General features: G+C 71.0%; 13 protein-coding genes and 1 pseudogene. 5 read left to right on the top strand and 9 right to left on the bottom strand.

Annotated features, from left to right (window positions below; genetic code table 11):
* From AC792_RS17865 to AC792_RS01300, 3 genes are all read right to left on the bottom strand, one after another.
* A partial coding sequence (locus tag AC792_RS17865) for a M23 family metallopeptidase (RefSeq protein WP_268753328.1) occupies positions 1-1,607 on the bottom strand: 1,607 nt, incomplete at its 3' end.
* A gap of 202 nt (positions 1,608-1,809) precedes the next feature.
* The gene (locus AC792_RS01305) at positions 1,810-3,045 is read right to left on the bottom strand and encodes a GAF domain-containing protein (RefSeq protein WP_235436295.1); all 1,236 of its coding nucleotides are present in this window, start codon (positions 3,043-3,045) and stop codon (positions 1,810-1,812) included.
* A 181-nt stretch (positions 3,046-3,226) separates the two neighbouring features.
* Positions 3,227-4,648 (bottom strand): FAD-dependent oxidoreductase, encoded by a 1,422-nt coding sequence (locus tag AC792_RS01300; RefSeq protein WP_200903340.1) that lies wholly within the window; start codon positions 4,646-4,648, stop codon positions 3,227-3,229.
* 188 nt (positions 4,649-4,836) lie between these two features.
* Between AC792_RS01300 and rarD the strand changes: the two genes are divergently transcribed.
* Positions 4,837-5,793 carry an EamA family transporter RarD gene (gene rarD, locus AC792_RS01295; RefSeq protein ID WP_049828789.1) on the top strand — a complete coding sequence of 319 codons (957 nt, stop codon included), beginning with the start codon at positions 4,837-4,839 and terminating at the stop codon, positions 5,791-5,793.
* Positions 5,794-5,824: 31 nt separating this feature from the next.
* Here the strand turns inward: rarD and AC792_RS01290 are convergent, their stop codons facing one another.
* From AC792_RS01290 to AC792_RS01275, 4 genes are all read right to left on the bottom strand, one after another.
* The gene (locus AC792_RS01290; protein ID WP_049828788.1) at positions 5,825-6,667 is read right to left on the bottom strand and encodes a universal stress protein; all 843 of its coding nucleotides are present in this window, start codon (positions 6,665-6,667) and stop codon (positions 5,825-5,827) included.
* An 84-nt stretch (positions 6,668-6,751) separates the two neighbouring features.
* On the bottom strand, positions 6,752-8,272 hold the full coding sequence (locus tag AC792_RS01285) for an APC family permease (protein ID WP_049828787.1): 1,521 nt from the start codon (positions 8,270-8,272) through the stop codon (positions 6,752-6,754).
* Entirely contained in the window at positions 8,269-9,159 is an 891-nt protein-coding gene (locus AC792_RS01280; RefSeq protein WP_049828786.1) for a universal stress protein, read from the bottom strand. Before AC792_RS01280 ends, AC792_RS01285 begins: the two co-directional genes overlap by 4 nt.
* A gap of 2 nt (positions 9,160-9,161) precedes the next feature.
* On the bottom strand, positions 9,162-10,565 hold the full coding sequence (locus AC792_RS01275) for a flavin monoamine oxidase family protein (RefSeq protein WP_049828785.1): 1,404 nt from the start codon (positions 10,563-10,565) through the stop codon (positions 9,162-9,164).
* A gap of 136 nt (positions 10,566-10,701) precedes the next feature.
* Here AC792_RS01275 and AC792_RS01270 point away from each other — a divergent pair, with 136 nt between their 5' ends.
* Together AC792_RS01270 and AC792_RS01265 are read left to right on the top strand one after the other, a co-directional pair.
* The gene (locus AC792_RS01270) at positions 10,702-11,391 is read left to right on the top strand and encodes a TetR/AcrR family transcriptional regulator (protein ID WP_049828784.1); all 690 of its coding nucleotides are present in this window, start codon (positions 10,702-10,704) and stop codon (positions 11,389-11,391) included.
* Between the two features lie 92 nt (positions 11,392-11,483).
* Positions 11,484-12,068, top strand: coding sequence for a GNAT family N-acetyltransferase (locus tag AC792_RS01265; protein ID WP_160317589.1), 585 nt, complete (start codon positions 11,484-11,486; stop codon positions 12,066-12,068).
* 78 nt (positions 12,069-12,146) lie between these two features.
* Here the strand turns inward: AC792_RS01265 and gabT are convergent, their stop codons facing one another.
* Both gabT and AC792_RS01255 read right to left on the bottom strand, forming a co-directional pair.
* Positions 12,147-13,541: a 4-aminobutyrate--2-oxoglutarate transaminase gene (gene gabT / locus AC792_RS01260; protein WP_049828782.1), complete on the bottom strand. Its 1,395-nt coding sequence runs from the start codon at positions 13,539-13,541 to the stop codon at positions 12,147-12,149.
* Between the two features lie 22 nt (positions 13,542-13,563).
* A complete protein-coding gene (locus tag AC792_RS01255) occupies positions 13,564-14,994 on the bottom strand; it encodes a gamma-aminobutyraldehyde dehydrogenase (RefSeq protein ID WP_049828781.1) in 1,431 nt (476 codons plus the stop codon).
* Between the two features lie 161 nt (positions 14,995-15,155).
* On the opposite strand from AC792_RS01255, the gene AC792_RS01250 reads away from it, so the two are divergent.
* Positions 15,156-16,598, top strand: coding sequence for a PucR family transcriptional regulator (locus AC792_RS01250; RefSeq protein ID WP_049828792.1), 1,443 nt, complete (start codon positions 15,156-15,158; stop codon positions 16,596-16,598).
* Positions 16,599-16,730: 132 nt separating this feature from the next.
* Positions 16,731-17,079, top strand: a pseudogene (locus AC792_RS01245) (histidine kinase); the annotation flags it as partial.

Raw genomic sequence — 17,079 nt, 5'->3', positions numbered from 1 at the left:
CCGGCCGCAGGAGCGGCGTCCGCCGGGGTGCCCTCCACCGGGACGACCTGCTCACCACAGGGGTCGGCCGCACCCTCCGCGCCCTCGTCCGCCGTCGGATCGGCCTCCGCAGGCCCGTCCTTCGACGTGCTCTTCGTGGGCTCGTCCTTCGACGTGCCCTCCTGGGCGACGACGGCAACGGGAGCGGCGACCTCGGCTGCGGGAGCCACGTCACCGGGTGCGGCGTCCGCGATCGGCGAGGCCGCCGCATCCGGGGACTTCTCACCCTCTGCACCCTCCGGGGTGCCGGCGGGATCGACGTCGCACGACGGCGGAGTGACCTCCGGAGCTCCCGGGGCAGGAGCTGCCGTCTCGGTCGGCGTCGGCGCGGCCGGTCCGGGCGTGCCCGGCGTCGCCGGGACGACGGGCGCTGGGGCCTCGGGCTTCGTGTCCGGCTTGATCTCGGGCTTCGTGTCCGGCTTGATCTCGGGCTTCGTGTCCGGCTTGGTCTCGGGCTTCGTGTCCGGCTTGGTCTCGGGCTTCGAAGGATTGCCCACCGGCAGCTTCGACGGCACGGTCGGTGTCGACGGCTTCATCGGCACGGTCGGTGTCGACGGTGTCTGCGGCTTGGAGGTCTCCTGGGGCTTCGTCGTGGCCGGCGGGGTGACAGCGGGACCCGAGGGCCGGGTGGGCGCGACGACGGCCGGGGGCGCCGGCTGCGCGACGAGCGCGCCCCCGGGGTCCGGCGGCGGCCGCGCGCCGCCCGTACCACCGTCGTCGGACGAACCGGGTGCCGGGGCGCCGACTGTGACCAGCGGTCCGGTCACCGGCCGGGGCTGGTCCGAGCGGGTGGAGGACTGCGCCCACACCGGGATGTCCGCGGCGGAGTCGCCCGCCGGGCTGTAGTCCTTCAGCTCACCCTTGCTCGCTCCGTGCGCGGTCTGGACCAGCGTCCAGCGCAGCGGGTCGACGTGCTCGCCGTCGAGGATGGTCTCGAAGTGGAGGTGGCATCCGGTGGAGGAGCCGGTGGTGCCCATCGCGGCGATGGGGTCACCGCCGTTGACGGTGTCACCGGCGCGGACCGAGATGCCCTCCAGGTGGTTGTAGGTGGTGATGAGACCGTTGCCGTGATCCACCTCGACCCGGTTACCGCCGCCCCAGGGGTGCCACCCCACGGCTCGTACGGTGCCTGCATCGGCCGCGAAGACCGTGGTACCGCAGGGTGCGGCGTAGTCCTGGCCCGTGTGGAACTCGTCCGCCTGTCCCGTGATGGGGCTGGTGCGGAACCCGAAGGGAGAGGTGGGGACGAGGTCCACCACGGGAGCGAAGAGGGTTCCGGCGGCCGGGCGAGTCGAGGTCGTGGTCGCCGTGGTCGTGAGTTCCCGGCCGTGGGCCGAGGTGGCGTCGATGGTGCGGGGCGCCAGCGGGTCGAGGGCGTCCTCGGTGGCGTGCGGGGCGAGCAGGGAAGCACCGACGCTCCCGTAGGGGGTCAACCCGTCCTCGGTGGAGTACGCGGTGGTGAAGGCCCTCGCCGCCTCGAAGGTGGTGGCGTCCGCGGGACTGCCCCCCTCGGGGACGATGCCCTGGAAACCCACGAAGCAGACCACCATGGCCAGGCTGACCTTCATCCGTACGCCGGGGCGACCGAACGCGCGCCGGGCTGCCCTGGAAGTGTCTACGTGCTTTCCGGCGTGCGCCACGGGGTCCCCTTGTGAAAGTGCTCTGTGTGGCGGCCCGTCCGGAGAGACTCGGTCGCCGGGTGAGATGATCGGCCGCCTTCATCAAGGGTAAGCGGCGGCACCCGTCCGGACGACCGGATATTGCGGTTTGCTAACAAATTTTTGGATAACCTGAGGTTACCGGCTCCGGGACGGGTAGTTCCTGCTCGAGCCACCCGAGGTGGGACACGAGGGCGGCACGCCTGGAGGACCGGCGCGGCAGCAGGCGCGAGCCGAGCCGCCACGCCTCGAGATCGTACTCGGCCTCGGGGAGCTCGAGATACCGGAGCACGGTGTCGCAGCTGCCGTCCTCGAACACCGCGTCGCGGATCAGCGCGGAGGTGTCCTCCCGCAGGCGCACCAGGGCCGGGGCCTCGGAACGGGGCAGCACGGTTCCCGCGTACCTCCCGAGGGCTCGGCGATGCACCCCGTTCCCGAGGTCCTCGACCACCTGCACGGCGTCCACCGTCAGCTCGGACGGCAGCCGGTACGGCCGGGAACGCGGCATGATCGTACCGGCGTGGGGCCCCAGGACCTTGCGCAACCTCAGCATCTCCGCACGGACCGTGGTCCCCGACGCACCCTCGCCGTACGTCAGGTCCGCGAGCCGATCCGCGGGGAGACCCTCGGGGTGGAGTGCCAGCACCGTGAGCAGCTCGGTGTGGCGGAGGCTGAGTTCCATCACGAAATCCCCCACCTGGAGGATCCCCTGATGCACACCGAGGATCCTGAGGTGGGCCCGCTCGGCGCGCGGGGGGACCAGGTGCACGGCGTGACAGCTCTCCACGCCTTCCAACCGGTGCGTGAGCCGCTGGACGGTCAGGTGCGCCTCGGCTGCGGCGACGGCGGCCTGGACGAGGGACAGCGTGGTGGCCGCTGCCGCGTCGCGCGATCCGGTGACGTCGACCACGCCCAGCACCACGCCCGACTCCGGATCGTGCACGGGAACGGCCGTGCAGCTCAGGGCCCGTATGCGCGTGCTGAAGTGCTCCGCCCCGGCGATCTGCACGCTGCGCCGGAGCGCCAGGGCCGTACCGGGGGCATTGGTACCCACACGCGCCTCGGACCAGTCCGCACCCGCCACGAACAGGACGTCCTCGGCGCGACGCCGCAGGGCGGGGTCACCATCCACCCACAGGAGCCTGCCCGCTGCGTCCCCCACCGCCACCAGCATCCCGGCTGCGGCACCCGGCCGTACCAGGAGCTGCTCGATCACCGGCATGATCACGGCGAGCGGATGGGCCCTGCGGTGATCCTGCAGCTCCGACTCCGAGCAGAAGAGGCTCGCGTGGGCCAGGTCGGGATCCGGCAGGTGCTCGAGCGACCGCCGCCAGGACTCCCGGACCACCGGGCGCAACCCACCCGGGATCCGCGCATCGCATCCCGGTACCGGGTGCGCGGCCCGGGCCGACCGCTGTGTCTCGTCACAGCACGGATCGATGACACGGCTGGGACGGGACGGCGTCATCGGCACTCCGTAGGTTGACCTGCCCCTCGGTCATGTGGGGCTGGTCACAGCCTACTGGGCACTAGGATCCGCGGGAAACACTCACCATGTCCTCGCGGGGTACCAGCTTTACGCGCTCGCGCACCACCGCGGCGTTGCCGCTCGTGTCCACGAACCCGGCGCCCAGCTCCAGCTCGTGGGCGTCGAGCCTCAGCCACCCCTCCCAGGTGGTGTACCGGACGCCGCGCGCCTCCAGCAGGTCGATGATGGCGTCCTCCGAGGGGTCCTCGGCGGGCGGCAGGTTCAGGCGGTCCTCGAGGAGGAATCCGATGGTCTCCAGGGCGTCGCCCTTGGTGTGGCCGATCAGCCCCACCGGCCCGCGCTTGATCCACCCCGTGGCATAGATCCCGGGAACCAGGTTCCCCTCCTCGTCGATGACACGCCCGCCCTCGTTGGGGATCACGCCGCGCTTCTCGTCGAAGCCCACCTCCGGGAGCTCGGAACCGAAGTACCCGATCGCCCGGTACACGGCCTGGACGGGGTAGTCCACGATCTCGCCCGTGCCGCGGACACTGCCGTCGCCCGTGAGTTCGGTCCGCTCGAACTTCATGCCGGCGACCTTACCGGGCGTCTGCGGCGAGTCGTGGATCTCCACGGGCGAGTGCAGGAAGTGCAGGTGGAGCCGGCGCGAGGCGCCGGTCGGCTCGTCCTCGACCAGCCAGTTGGTGAGGGTCTTGACCATGGTCTTGGTCTGGTTGTTGCTCGCGATCTGCGCCTCCGAGCCGGCGTCGAAGTCGAAGTCCTCGGGGTAGAGCACGATGTCGACGTCGCGCGAGTGGGACAGCTCGCGCAGCTCCAGGGGCGTGAACTTCACCTGCGCCGGGCCCCGCCGTCCGAAGACGTGGACGTCCGTGACGGGTGAGGCCTTCAGGCCGCGGTACACGTTGTCGGGGATCTCCGTGGAGAGCAGGTCGTCCGCATGCTTGGAGAGGATCCGCGCCACGTCCAGGGCCACGTTGCCGTTGCCGATGACGGCGATCTCCTTGGCCTCCAGCGGCCAGTCACGGCTGACGTCCGGGTGTCCGTCGTACCAGGAGACGAAGTCGGCGCCGCCGTAGGACCCGTCGAGCTCCACGCCGGGGACGGGGAGGTCCGCGTCCTTGATGGCCCCGGTCGCGAAGATGACGGCGTCGTAGAAGCGGCGGAAGTCGGAGAGGGTGAGGTCGCGGCCGTAGTTGACGTTCCCGAGGAACCTGATGTCCCCGCGGTCGAGCACCTTGTGCAGGGCGTTGACGATGCCCTTGATCCGGGGGTGGTCAGGGGCCACACCGTAGCGGATCAGGCCGTAGGGCGCCGGGTACTGGTCGAAGAGGTCGATGCTCACGCCCAGCTCGCCGCCCTGGACCTCGTTGGATTTCGTCAGGATGTCCGCGGCATAGACGCCGGCCGGACCGGCTCCGATGATGGCGATCCGCAGCGGCCGGGCCGCAGCTGAGATGGACACTGAATTGCCTTCTTCCTGGTGGAGATTCCCCCGTGGGGACAGCTCTGCGCAGAATAAGCGCACAGATCCCTATTCTAAATGGTGAGGGGGGATACCGCCCCCACCGGCGGCGCCCGCAGCGGTGACGTGCATCTCCTCCTCGGGCGGGGTAGGGAATAAAGGCGACTGCGTTCCTGGTTCACGCCGCTGTGAACGGATCGGGAACCACCACGCGTCCTGCACGGAGCGAGAACTCCGTGGGAGTGCTCTTCGGGATCGGCGCGTACGGTCTGTGGGGCCTGCTGCCGCTCTACTTCCTGGTTCTCGCACCGGCCGGGCCCGTGGAGATCGTGGCGAACCGGGTGCTGTGGTCGCTGCTCTTCTGCGTGCTGCTCCTGACCGTGATGCGCGCCTGGGGACCGGCCCTGACCGCGCTGCGGACACCGGCGATCTCCGGGACCCTCGCGGTGGCCGCCCTGCTGATTGCCGTCAACTGGCTGGTCTACACCTACGGGGTCACTTCCGGGCAGGCCATCGAGGCGTCGCTGGGGTACTTCATCAACCCGATCGTGTCCGTGCTGCTCGGCGTCCTGGTGCTGCGGGAGAAGCTGCGGCCCCTGCAGTGGGCGGCCATCGGCATGGGCGTGCTCGCCGTGGTGGTGCTCGCCGTGGGCTACGGCTCCGTCCCGTGGATCGCACTCACCCTCGCCTTCTCCTTCGGCCTGTACGGCTTCATGAAGAAGCGGGTGGGCTCGCGGGTGGACGCCGTGTCCAGCCTCAGCCTCGAGACGCTGGCCCTCACCCCCATCGCGGCCGGTGTGATGCTCTGGCTCTCCTCCAGGGGTGATGCCACCCTCACCACCGAGGGCCCGGGGCACTTCTGGATCATGGCGGCCTCCGGCGTCATCACCGCGGTACCGCTCATCTTCTTCGGGGCGGCGGCGCGGCGGTTGCCGCTGACCACCATCGGCCTCCTCCAGTACCTGGCACCCGTCCTGCAGTTCCTGCTGGCCCTGCTGGTCCTCGGCGAGGAGATGCCCTTCGAACGCTGGATCGGCTTCGGCCTGGTCTGGGCGGGCCTGGTGCTGCTGACCGTGGACATGCTCAGGTCGGTGCGGCGGACACGGAGGCCCGTGCACATCACGACGACGCCCGCACCTGCCTGAGCAGGCTCCAGGACTGGGCCGGGGTCCCGGATCAGGGTTCGGCGCGGACCCAGTCCCGCGGGACCACCACCATGGGCACCGGGAGGGCACGCAGCATCTTGTTCGCCGTGGCGCCGAGGAACAGGCGTCGGTGCTGCGCGAGCCTGCTCGATCCCACGAGCACGAACTCCCCGGCGTCCCACTCGATGTCGTCGATGGACTGCTCGATGGTGGGCCCGTGCGCCACGATCACGGAGGCCTCGTGACCGTCGGGGAGCTGCCGTACCGCCTGCGCGAGCACGGAGTTCGCGTGCTGGTGGGCCTTGTTGATCGCCTCGCCCGAGGAATCGGGGTCGTGCTCGTCGAGGGCGACGAGCGAGACGAGCCGCAGCGGCAGACCGCGTCGCGCAGCGGACTCGACGGCGACGTCGAGCAGCCCCTCCGCACCGGTGCGGGCACCCACGGCGCATGTCATGCGGGTGAAGGCGGAACGGTGCCGGTAGCCACGCGGGGCGAGCGCCACCGGCACCTCCGAGCTGTGCAGGACGGCGTTGGCGACGCTGCCCACGGTGAAGCGCCGCAGCAACCCGTTGCTCGATCCTCCGATGACGATCAGTCCCGCGTCGATCTCGCCCACCACCTCGAGCAGGCCCTGGGCGAAGGAGTCGGCCAGGCGGAGGTGCGTGGAGACCTCGATCCCTTCGGGCACACTCGCCTTCGCCCGTTCCAGGGCCTCCCGGGCCCGTGTGCTCCCGGGAGCCATGCTGCCGTCCTGCGGCCAGTCGAGCACGGTGACCAGATCGATCCCGGCGGACTGCGTCAGCGCCAGGGAGGTGGCGAGTTCGAGGGCGTCCTGCCCACGGTCGTTATCGGTGTAGCCGACGACATAGCGCACGGTGGGTCTCCTCGGACGATCAGGGGCCGGTACACCACGGGACGCCGCGGAGTGGGTCCACTCTAGCGCGGCGGTCCGGGCCGGTCAGCGTCCCGACGCGGCGCCCCTGGTGATGACCTCCTGCCGGAAGAAGGCCGGGTTCAGCCGCGACCAGACGAGCATGAGCACCACCCCGAGCAGGATCACCCCGATCCCGAGGACGAACACCATGCCCACGCCGAACAGCTCCGATCCCGAACCGTATCCGGGATCCATGGAGTCGACGGCCGTCTTCACGAACATGACCAGCAGGATGACACCGCCGCACAGCGGGGCGAGGAACCGGAACGCGACGTTCCGGATGCTCGTGAAGGCCTGGGCACGGAAGTACCAGACGCAGGCCAGCGCCGTGATGCCGTAGTAGAAGCAGATCATGAGGCCGAGCGCCGTGATGGTGTCCCACAGCGCGTTCTCCGAGACGAGGCGGGTGAGGACGTAGAAACCGGCGGCGGCGAGCGCCGCGGCCACCGTGGCGAACCCCGGCGACTTGTGCCGGGGGCTGATGCGCCCGTACCCCTCGGGCAGTGCGCGGTAGTGCCCCATGGCCAGCAGGGTGCGGGCGGGTGAGACGAAGGTCGACTGGAGGGACGCGGCGGAGGAGCTGAGCACGGCCATGGACATCAGGATCGCGAACGGGCCCATCACGGGACCGGCGAGCACCGCGAAGATGCTCTCCTGGTTGTCCGGGTTGCCCGCCCCGAGATCGCCGTCGCCCACCCCCGCGAAGGAGATGGTGGCGAGGGCAACCGCCAGGTACACCAGGACGATGACGACCACCGTCAGCGCACCCGCACGGCCCGGCGTCCGCTCGGGGTCGGTGGTCTCCTCGTTCATGGTGAGGGTCACGTCCCACCCCCAGTAGATGAAGATGGACAGCGAGACGCCCGCCGCGAAGGCGGAGAAGGACCCGACGGCGAAGGGGTTGAACCAGTCCGCGCTGATGCTCGTCGCGTCGAACGCCGTGCCGTCGGCCACGTGGACGAACGCCGCGACGGCGAACCAGGCGAGCACCACGAGCTGGAAGGTGACCAGCACGTACTGGACCGTCTTCGTGGTCTCCATGCCCCGGTAGGAGATGTAGCAGGCGAGGGCGATGAACACGAGCGTGGTCGCGATGTTCAGCGGGAGGTTCCGGGTGAGCTCCGCGATCGCGGGGTTCCCGAGGAGCTGGGAGAGGAGCAGGTAGAAGAAGTCCACGGCCACCGCCGCCAGGTTGGACAGCACGATCACGGTGGCCGCGATGAGGCCCCACCCGCCCATCCAGCCGATCCAGGGGCCGAACGCGCGGGTGGCCCAGGTGAAGGACGTCCCGGAGTCCGGCATGGCGCTGTTGAGTTCGCGGTACCCGAGGGCCACGAGCAGCATGGGGATGAAGCCCACCAGGAAGATGGCGGGGAGCTGCGTACCCACCTCGGCCACGGTGGGGCCGAGGGCCGCGGTGAGGGTGTACGCGGGGGCCACGCAGGACACCCCGATCACCACGGCGCCGAGCAGTCCCACGGTCCCGGAGCTCAACCCCTTCCGGCTGAGGCCCGTTCCCTCGCGGTCCGTCCTGCGGGTGCTCATACGCCCTCCTGCGTCTGCAGGGCAGCGGTGCCGGTGCCGGTTCCGGGGGACTCGTACGTCCGCGGGACCACCACCATGGGCACGGTCAGCGCACGCAGGATCCTCGCCGCCGTGGACCCCAGGAAGATGCGCATGTGCTGCGCCAGGCGGCTCGAGCCGACGAGCAGCACCTCCCCCTCGTCCCAGGCGAGGGCGTCGATCGCCTCCTCGACGGAGGTGCCACGCGCCGTCTCCACGCTCACCTGACCGCCCGCCGCGAGGGACGACGCCGCGTCCGCGAGGCGGCGGTGCGCCTCCCCCCCGGCCCCGGCGCCCTCGCGCCCGGCGTCGAGCGCGAGGAGGGCCACGAGCCGCAGGGGGAGCCCGCGGCGCCGGGCCGAGGTCACCGCCACGGAGACGACGTCGTCGGCCCCCGCGCGACGGCCGACGGCGCAGGTGAGGCGGGGGACGGGGGCCGGGCGGCGGGGCGACCTCGGGGCGGGCGCCCCCGGGGCGGGGGAGGCGGGGAGCAGACCGCGGGCCACGTTGCCCACGCTGTAGCGGGAGCCGGGACCGGCCGCGCTCGCTCCGATCACGATCAGGGACGCGCCGGCGTCCTCCGCGGCCCGGATGAGGCCCTCGGCGTCGGACTCCGCGCGGACCACCTCGCCGCGGGCCGGGACATCCTCGGGTACGAGCGCCAGCCCCTGGTCCATCCATGTGTGCAGCTGCCCGGACAGGAGATCGTCGAAGCCGCTGTCCGAGGGGTGGCTCCCGGAGTAGGCCGAGCGCTCCGGGGCCACGAGGACCAGGTCGAGGGAGGCGCCCTGCCTTCGTGCGAGGGCGACGGCGAGGCAGACGGCGTCGTGCCCCCGCCCGTCCGCGGTGTACCCGACGGTGTAGCGCATGCTCAGCCGTCCAGACCGGACGGAGCCGGCTGCCGGCGGTCGGCGAGCATCCGGTCGATGGCCCCAGCCGTCCGCAGGCCCATGCGGATGGCACCGTCCACGTGCTGGTACCCCTCGGCGGCGATGTCGGAGCAGGACCAGTGGATGGGGCCCACGGGGGTGCGCTGGTCGCGGCCGTAGCGGTGGAGGCCGCCGAGGTCGTAGCTGGCGGCGTAGGCACCCCGGGTCCACTCCTCGGAGGCCCAGTCGGACTCGTAGTACACCTCGGGCTCGAGGGCCGCAGGGCCGAGGAAGCCGGCGATGGCGGCGAGGATCCGCTCCTGGCGCTCGTGCGGCGGGAGTTCGAACATGGCGTCCGCCTTCTCGTCGGAGACGAAGCCCACCAGGGTTCCGCGCGGGTCCTCGTGATTGGAGTTGTCATAGATCTCCTGCACCACCGACTCCGCGCTGAACCCCGTACCGGAGAGTCCCTCCTCCCGCCAGAAGGGGGTGGGGTAGACGGCGTGGACCTTGATCACGAGCCCGAGCGACTGGTGCTGGTGCATCTGGTGCTGGCGACGCGGCAGCGGGGGTTCGTAGCTGATGCGGGAGTACAGGTTCGGGGGCACGGCGACGACGGCGTACCGCGCGTGGACCGTCGTGGTGTCGGAGACCACCGTGACGCCGTCCTGCCCGTCCAGGCCGCTCCACCGCAGCGTGCGGGCAGGGCTGGAGAGGATGACGTCCTCCCCCAGGTCCGCGGCCATCCTCTCCGAGACGGACTGCATACCGCCCACCACGCGCCGGTCGAGGATGAAGTCCTCGTCCACCAGGTTGGAGAAGGATCCCGCGGTCGCCGCCATGAGGACGGCCTGCAGTGCCGAGAAGGAGTGGGCGGGTTTGGTCAGCATGCCGCCGGCGATGAACAGGCCGATGTTGTCGCAGGCCTCCTCGTCGTCGGACTGCTGCCGCAGCCAGTGGTGGAAGGAGATGGTGTCCAGGGCACGCGCCTCGGGGTGGTCCCACGGCGCCTCCGGGCCGGCCTCCGCCACGATCCGGTCGAGGATCCCGATGAGGCGCTCCATCTCCTCGCGCGTGCGGGCGTCGACGGGGAACATCTCGCCGGTGTAGCGCACGGGCCGGCCGTCGGGGCCGATGTAGACGGAATCGCCCTCGCGGTACCGCGGGAAGGTGTCGATCCCCAGTTCGTCGAGGAGCCCCGTGAGCGCCGTCTGGTCCGGCGACACCCACTGACCACCGATCTCGAGGACGGCGCCCTCGACGACGTCCGTGTGCGTCCGCCCACCCACGCGGTCCCGCGCCTCGAGGACCGCGACGGAGTGGCCGGTCCTCCGCAGTTCACGGGCCGCGGTCAGCCCGGACGGCCCTGCCCCGATGACGACGACGTCGCGCTCGATGGTCCGCATGTGGTCCTCCTTCGGCCCGCATGACACGGGACACAAAATGAATGGCGTTCATTATCTGCGTCCACTATAGCGAGGAGGGCGCGCGGGGGGAAGGGAGCGCCGTAGGGTGGGAGCGTCCACACAGGGAGCAGGATCGATGACCGCAGCAACGCCCGCGCCGCGCCGCGCCGGACGCCCCCCGCGCAGCGTGCTCTCGAGGGATCGCATCACCGCCGCGGCACTCGAGCTCGTCGCGGACACCGGCTACGCGGGCCTCACGATGTCCGCCCTCGCGCGGCGGCTCCGCGTGGCCCCGTCCGCGCTGTACAACCACGCGGGGTCCAAGCAGGAGGTCCTCGGCTGGATCCAGGAGCACGTCATGACGATGGTGGACTTCAGCGCCTTCGCCGAGGAGCCGTGGGACGAGGCGCTCCGCAGCTGGGCGTGGTCCTACCGCGAGGTCTTCGCACGCCACACACCACTGATCCCCGTGATCGCGGTGCTCCCCGTGACCGATGCGGAGAAGACCCTGCGCATGTACGAGGAGGTGACGCTCGGCCTGACGCGGGCCGGCTGGCCTCCGGAGCGGGTCGTCCCGGTGATCGTCGCACTGGAGTCCTTCGTCTACGGCTCCGCCCTCGACGTCACCGCTCCGGGGAACATCTTCGATCCGGGCGCACTGGCGGACCGGTTCCCCGCCTTCACCACCGCCGTCCGGCTCGCAGCCACCCCGGCGGCGGACGAGTCGCCCGCGGACATCGCGTTCCGGACGGGCCTCGACGGACTGATTGATGGGCTACGGGTGCAACTCGGCGCGTGGCTGCAGGCCGAGGACGGAGATCGCTAGTCTCTCTAGCTTTACGATAAATGAGCACTCTGTTACGGTCGAGGAACGGTCAAGCAACGGCCCACACACCACTGATCCATTCGAGGTCCGCCATGTCTGTTGCCACCACGACCACTCACCACTCGGGCTCGCAACCGCGCAATTCATGGGCCGAACTGCGTGATGCGACGGTTTTCGACGCTGCGCCCGAACCGGCCGAGCCCGAGGTCCCCGAGATGCCCGAGGACCTGTCCGCGGTGTCCACCCGCGAGCTGAGGGTCCTCTGCAACAGTCTGTACCGGCTGCTGGACACCGACTTCCCACCGTTCGGTGTCCGCGAGGACTACGCGGAGGTGGTGGGCGTCCTCGAGATACGTGCATCCCAGGCCACCGACCGCGGCGGGGCCGACACCCTCCGGGAGACGTTCCGCGACAACCCCGCGGCGTCCCGCTTCGAGCTCTTCCTCGACGGCACCATGGTGGGCTGCCTGAAGTACCGCCTCCGGGCGGGCCGCATGCACCTGCTCGAGACGGTCGTGGCACCGGGCCACCGCGACACGGGCCTCGAGTCCGTGCTCGTGAGTCAGACGCTGCTCAACGCCCACCGCCGTCGGCTAGCCCCCGTGCCCTACTGCGCGCAGGTGCAGTCCTTCCTGACCGAGAACCCGCAGTACCTGACCCTGGTCCCCGCCTCCTGATGTCGCGGGCCCGACCCACCGGGGCCGGGCCGCCTCTGCACCGGGAGCACTGCACGGAGCCCGCGAACCACGACGGCGTCAGGGCCGCCCCTCGTTCGCGTCCCTGATCGCGGCCTCGAGGACGTCGAGGGCGTCGGCGAGGAGTTCGTCGGTGATCACCAGCGGCGGGAGCAGGCGCACCACGTTGCCGTAGGTGCCGCAAGTGAGGACGATGACGCCCTCACGGAGGCAGCGCGCCGCGATGGCCTTCGTCACCTCGGCGTCCGGCGTCCTCCCGCCCCCCTGCTCCACGAACTCGAGGGCCAGCATGGCACCGCGCCCCCGCACCTCCCCGATGATGCCGTCCTCGCCGAGATCCGCCTGCAGGGCGCCGAGCCGCTCGGTGACCTGCGCCTCGATGTGACGTGCGCGCCCTGCGAGGTCCTGCTCCTTCATGGTGTCGATCGCGCCGAGCGCGGCGGCGCAGGCCACCGGGTTCCCGCCGTACGTCCCGCCGAGCCCACCTACGTGCACGGCGTCGAGCAGCTCCGCCCGGCCGGTGATCGCGGAGAGCGGCATACCGCCCGCGATCCCCTTGGCCATCGTGATGATGTCCGGGACCACGCCCTCGTGGTCCACCGCGAACCACGCACCGGTGCGGCAGAACCCGGACTGCACCTCGTCCGCGATGAACACCACGTCGTTGGCCTTCGCCCAGTCGGCGAGCGCGGGCAGGAAGCCCTCGGCCGGGACGATGAACCCGCCCTCGCCCTGCACGGGCTCGATGATGATCGCCGCGACCGAGTCCGCACCGATCTGCTTCTCGATCATGGTGATGGCCCGCTGCGCCGCCTCGGGTCCCGTGATGCCCGGGTTCTCCTCACGGAAGGGGTAGCTCATGGGCATGCGGTAGATCTCCGGTGCGAACGGGCCGAAGTTGCTCTTGTAGGGCATGGACTTCGCGGTCAGCGCCATGGTGAGGTTGGTGCGCCCGTGGTAGGCGTGGTCGAAGGCGACCACCGCGTTCCGCCCGGTGGCGAGCCGCGCCACCTTGACCGCGTTCTCCACGGCCTCCGCCCCGGAGTTGAACAGGACGGTGCGCTTCTCGAAGTCCCCGGGGGTCAGGTCCGCGAGCTGCTCGGCCACCGCGATGTACCCCTCGTAGGGGGTGACCATGAAGCAGGTGTGCGTGAAGTGCTCCACCTGGTCCTTGACGGCGTCGACGACGGCGGGGGCGGAGGCCCCCACGCTGGTCACGGCGATGCCCGCCCCGAGGTCGATGAACGAGTTGCCGTCCACGTCGAGGACCACACCGCCGTCGGCGTCCGCGACGTACACGGGCACACCCGAGGCCACGCCCTTCGCGACGACGGCGGCACGCCGCGCCGCCAGGGCGGCGGAGCGGGGGCCCGGGAAGTCCCCGGTGATGTGCCGTCTCTGCTCGAGCCGGAAGGTGGGGGCGGCGATCTTCGCGGTGGTGGCGAAAGTTGTCATGCGAGGTTCTCCGATCGGGAGCTCAGGCATCCAGCACGCTCATCACGTGCTTGATGCGGGTGTAGTCCTCCACGCCGTACATGGAGAGGTCCTTGCCGTAGCCGGAGTTCTTGAAGCCTCCGTGCGGCATCTCGGCGGTGAGCATGATGTGCGTGTTGATCCAGACGGCACCGAAGTCGAGGTCCCGGGAGACCCTCATGGCGGTGCCGTGGTCCGTGGTCCACACGCTCGAGGCGAGCGCGTAGTCCACGCCGTTGGCGAGCTCCACCGCCTCCTCCTCCGTGGTGAACGTCTGGACGGTGAGGATCGGCCCGAAGGTCTCCTGCTGCACCACGGGATCGTCCTGGCGGGCGCCGGTGATGATGGTCGGCTCGAAGAAGAAGCCCTTCTCCCCCACCCGCCTGCCGCCGGTCGCGATACTGCAGTGCGCCGGCAGCGCCTCGACGACGGCACGCACCGCGTCGAAGTGGCGGACGTTGTTGAGCGGCCCGAAGTAGTTCTCGGACTCGTCGGCGCTGCCGGTGCGCAGGGTCGCGGTGTGCTCCACCATGGCGGCCACCAGCTCGTCGTGCGCCTGCTCCTGCACGAGCACACGGGTGATCGCCGTGCAGTCCTGGCCGGCGTTGAAGAACGCGAACTCCGTGACGGCCTCCGCCGTCCTCCTCAGGTCCGCGTTCGCGAAGACGACGGCGGGAGCCTTGCCGCCGAGCTCGAGGTGCGCACGCTTCAGCCCCTTCGCCGCACCGGTGGCCACGGCCACGCCCGCGCGGACCGAACCGGTGATGGACACGAGACCCGGCACCGGGTGCTCCACCATGGCCGCGCCGGTCTCGCCCGTACCGAGCACCACGTTCAGCACGCCGTCCGGCAGGATGCCCTGCGTCAGGCGCGCGAGGACCAGGGTGGACTCGGGCGTGGTGTCACTGGGCTTCAGCACCACGGTGTTACCGGCCGCGAGCGCCGGCCCGATCTTCCAGATGGCCATCAGCAGCGGGTAGTTCCAGGGCGCCACCTGCGCGACGACGCCGATGGGCTCCCGGCGCACGTAGGAGGTGTGGCCCTCCAGGTACTCGCCCGCCGACTTGCCCTCGAGCACACGGGCGGCTCCGGCGAAGAACCGCAGCTGGTCCGCACCGACGGCCACCTCCTCGTCGGCGATCAGCCCACGCACCTGCCCGGTGTTGCGGTGCTGCGCCTCCACGAGTTCATCGCTCGCGGCCTCGACGGCGTCCGCGAGCTTCAGCAGCAGGAGCTGGCGCGTGCTCGGCGTGGTCCGCTTCCAGGTGGTGAACGCCCGCCGCGCCGCCTGCATCGCGTCGTCGACGTCCGCCGGCGAGGAGACGGGCGACTGCGCCACCACGTCACCGTTCGTCGGATCAACGATGTCCAGGAGCTCCGTGCCGGCGGGCGTCACGAACTGTCCGTCGATGTAGTTCTGAAGGATCTCGGCCACGCTGCAGCACCTTCCACGAGGGGATCCGCGGTGCTGTCGGAGCTGCCCACCGCGGGTGTCGGGGTGAGACTACCCGGGCGGGGCCGGACGCCACCACGGTTACCCGCCCTACAGGACCTGGGACTCCTGGTGCACTTGCACAAGTGCCCTACGCTGGGTGCATGGCCCTCACCCTCGCCGATCTGCTCGCCGACCCGAGCCTCGGACTCGTCCTGGAGGGTGGCACCGAGCCCCGCGCGGAACCGCTCCGGTGGGTCGCCGTCACGGAACTCGAGGACCCGCGGCCGTTCCTCAGCGGTGCGGAGGTGGTGCTCACCACCGGCCTGCGGCTAGGGAGCGTCGCCGCCCAGCGGGCCTTCGTCCGGCGGGTCCACGAGGCGGGGGCACGCGCCATCGGTTTCGGCGTGGGCCTGACGCACGCCGCCGTACCGGCGGGTGTCCTCGCCGAGGCCGCCGAGGTGGGACTTCCCGTCTTCCGGGTGCCCTACGCGGTCCCGTTCATCGCCATCGGCAAGAGGGTGGCCGACGCCCTCTCCGCCGCCACCCACGCGGGTCTCGAGGAGCTCCTCGAGGCCCACGCCGTCCTCGCCTCGGCGCTCCTGGGCGCCGGCGGGCTCGGCTCGCTGCTCACCGGGCTGGCGCGCATGCTCGGCACCGACGTCGTGCTCCACCAGTACGGTGCGCGCATCGCGGGGGCCTCCGCACCGGATCCGGTCACCCCCCTCCCCGGCGCCGGTCAGGGCGCCACGAGGCGCTGGCACCGGCTGCCGATCGCCACGGGACTGGAGGATCGCTGCACCCTGGACATCGCCGAGCCGTACGCGCACGCCGCCGTCGTGGACTACGCGCAGAGCCTGATCTCGGTCGAGCTGACCAACCAGGCCCGCAACCGGACCGGCACCCGGACCGCGCAGGGGCAACTGCTCGCCGACGTGGTGCACGGGACCCTCACGGGCACCGAGGCCGCCGCGAGACTGGCCGGGTCCGGGATCGACACCGCGCAGAGGCACAGCGTGCTGATCGTCGACGTGGCCCCGGGCCGACGGCGGGCGCTGCGCACGCTCCCGCTGCCCGACGGCTGGGCAGGGGTGTCCGCCGGGCTCGTGGACGAGCACCTGGTGCTCGTGCTCCCCACCGCGGGCGCACCCGGTCCGGCGGAGCTCAGCGACTACCTGCACGGCGCCGGGCTTCCCGCACGCATCGGGGTCGGCGGGGCCTACACCCAGCCGAACGGGTTGCGGTGGAGCTACTTCGAGGCCAGGGACGCCCTGCGACGCGGCCGGCCGGTCAATCTCGCCGACCGGCTGAGCCTGACCTCGCTCCTGATGACCAGCGCGGACGTCCCGCTCGCCGACCTCGCGGCGGAGACGCTGGCCCCGCTCGAGGACTTCGACGACGCGCACGGTGCCACGCTGCTGCCCACCCTCCGGCACTACCTGGATCTCGACGGTTCGGTGGGGGCGGTCGCCACGGCCCTCGGCCTGCACCGCAACACGGTCCGCTACCGTCTCCACCAGGTGGTCGCGCTCACCGGGTACGACCCCGCGGTCACCGCCGACCGCGTCCACCTGTACCTCGCGCTCCGTGTGCGGTCACTGGGCTGATGCGGGAATCGGGCGGTGCGTGCACCCGTACCGGCGGGGTACGGCGACGAAGACCCGGTACCTGTGCACCCGGCGGGGTGCATGCGATAGTTGGACGCACAGGTACCGGTCTCAGAGGTCTCAGGGGTAACCATGTCACTGCTTCACGTCGACGAGTTGGAAGTGCAGGAGCGGGCCCGGCAGGCCACCCTGCAGGAGTACGGGCTCCCCTACGGCGGGCCCGAAGGCGTGCCCGTGGAGCGGGCAGAGTACGAGACCCCGCCGGAACTGCTCGATCTGGTGAAACTGGCGGTGCGGGTCAGCGGCACGCAGTCCGGTGTCATCAACATCATCACCGCCGATCAGCAGCACCAGATCGCCGCGGTGGGCGTGGACGCGGGCATCTGCTCCCGCGAGGACTCCATGTGCTCCAAGGTCTTCCTCTCCCCCTCCATCACGGCTCTGGCCGACGCCCCGGCGGATCCGCGCTTCAGGGACACCC

The organism is Arthrobacter sp. RIT-PI-e, from assembly GCF_001187915.1.
Lineage (GTDB): Bacteria > Actinomycetota > Actinomycetes > Actinomycetales > Micrococcaceae > Arthrobacter_D.
This window is presented reverse-complemented; position numbering and strand designations above follow the sequence as displayed.

Coding starts and splice junctions, on each gene's coding strand:
- AC792_RS01280 (WP_049828786.1), bottom strand. CDS start 9,159: ATGCGCTACACCGTCGGGTACACCGCGGACGGGCGGGGGCACGACGCC.
- AC792_RS01270 (WP_049828784.1), top strand. CDS start 10,702: ATGACCGCAGCAACGCCCGCGCCGCGCCGCGCCGGACGCCCCCCGCGC.
- AC792_RS01265 (WP_160317589.1), top strand. CDS start 11,484: ATGTCTGTTGCCACCACGACCACTCACCACTCGGGCTCGCAACCGCGC.
- AC792_RS01275 (WP_049828785.1), bottom strand. CDS start 10,565: ATGCGGACCATCGAGCGCGACGTCGTCGTCATCGGGGCAGGGCCGTCC.
- AC792_RS01285 (WP_049828787.1), bottom strand. CDS start 8,272: ATGAGCACCCGCAGGACGGACCGCGAGGGAACGGGCCTCAGCCGGAAG.
- AC792_RS01250 (WP_049828792.1), top strand. CDS start 15,156: ATGGCCCTCACCCTCGCCGATCTGCTCGCCGACCCGAGCCTCGGACTC.
- gabT (WP_049828782.1), bottom strand. CDS start 13,541: ATGACAACTTTCGCCACCACCGCGAAGATCGCCGCCCCCACCTTCCGG.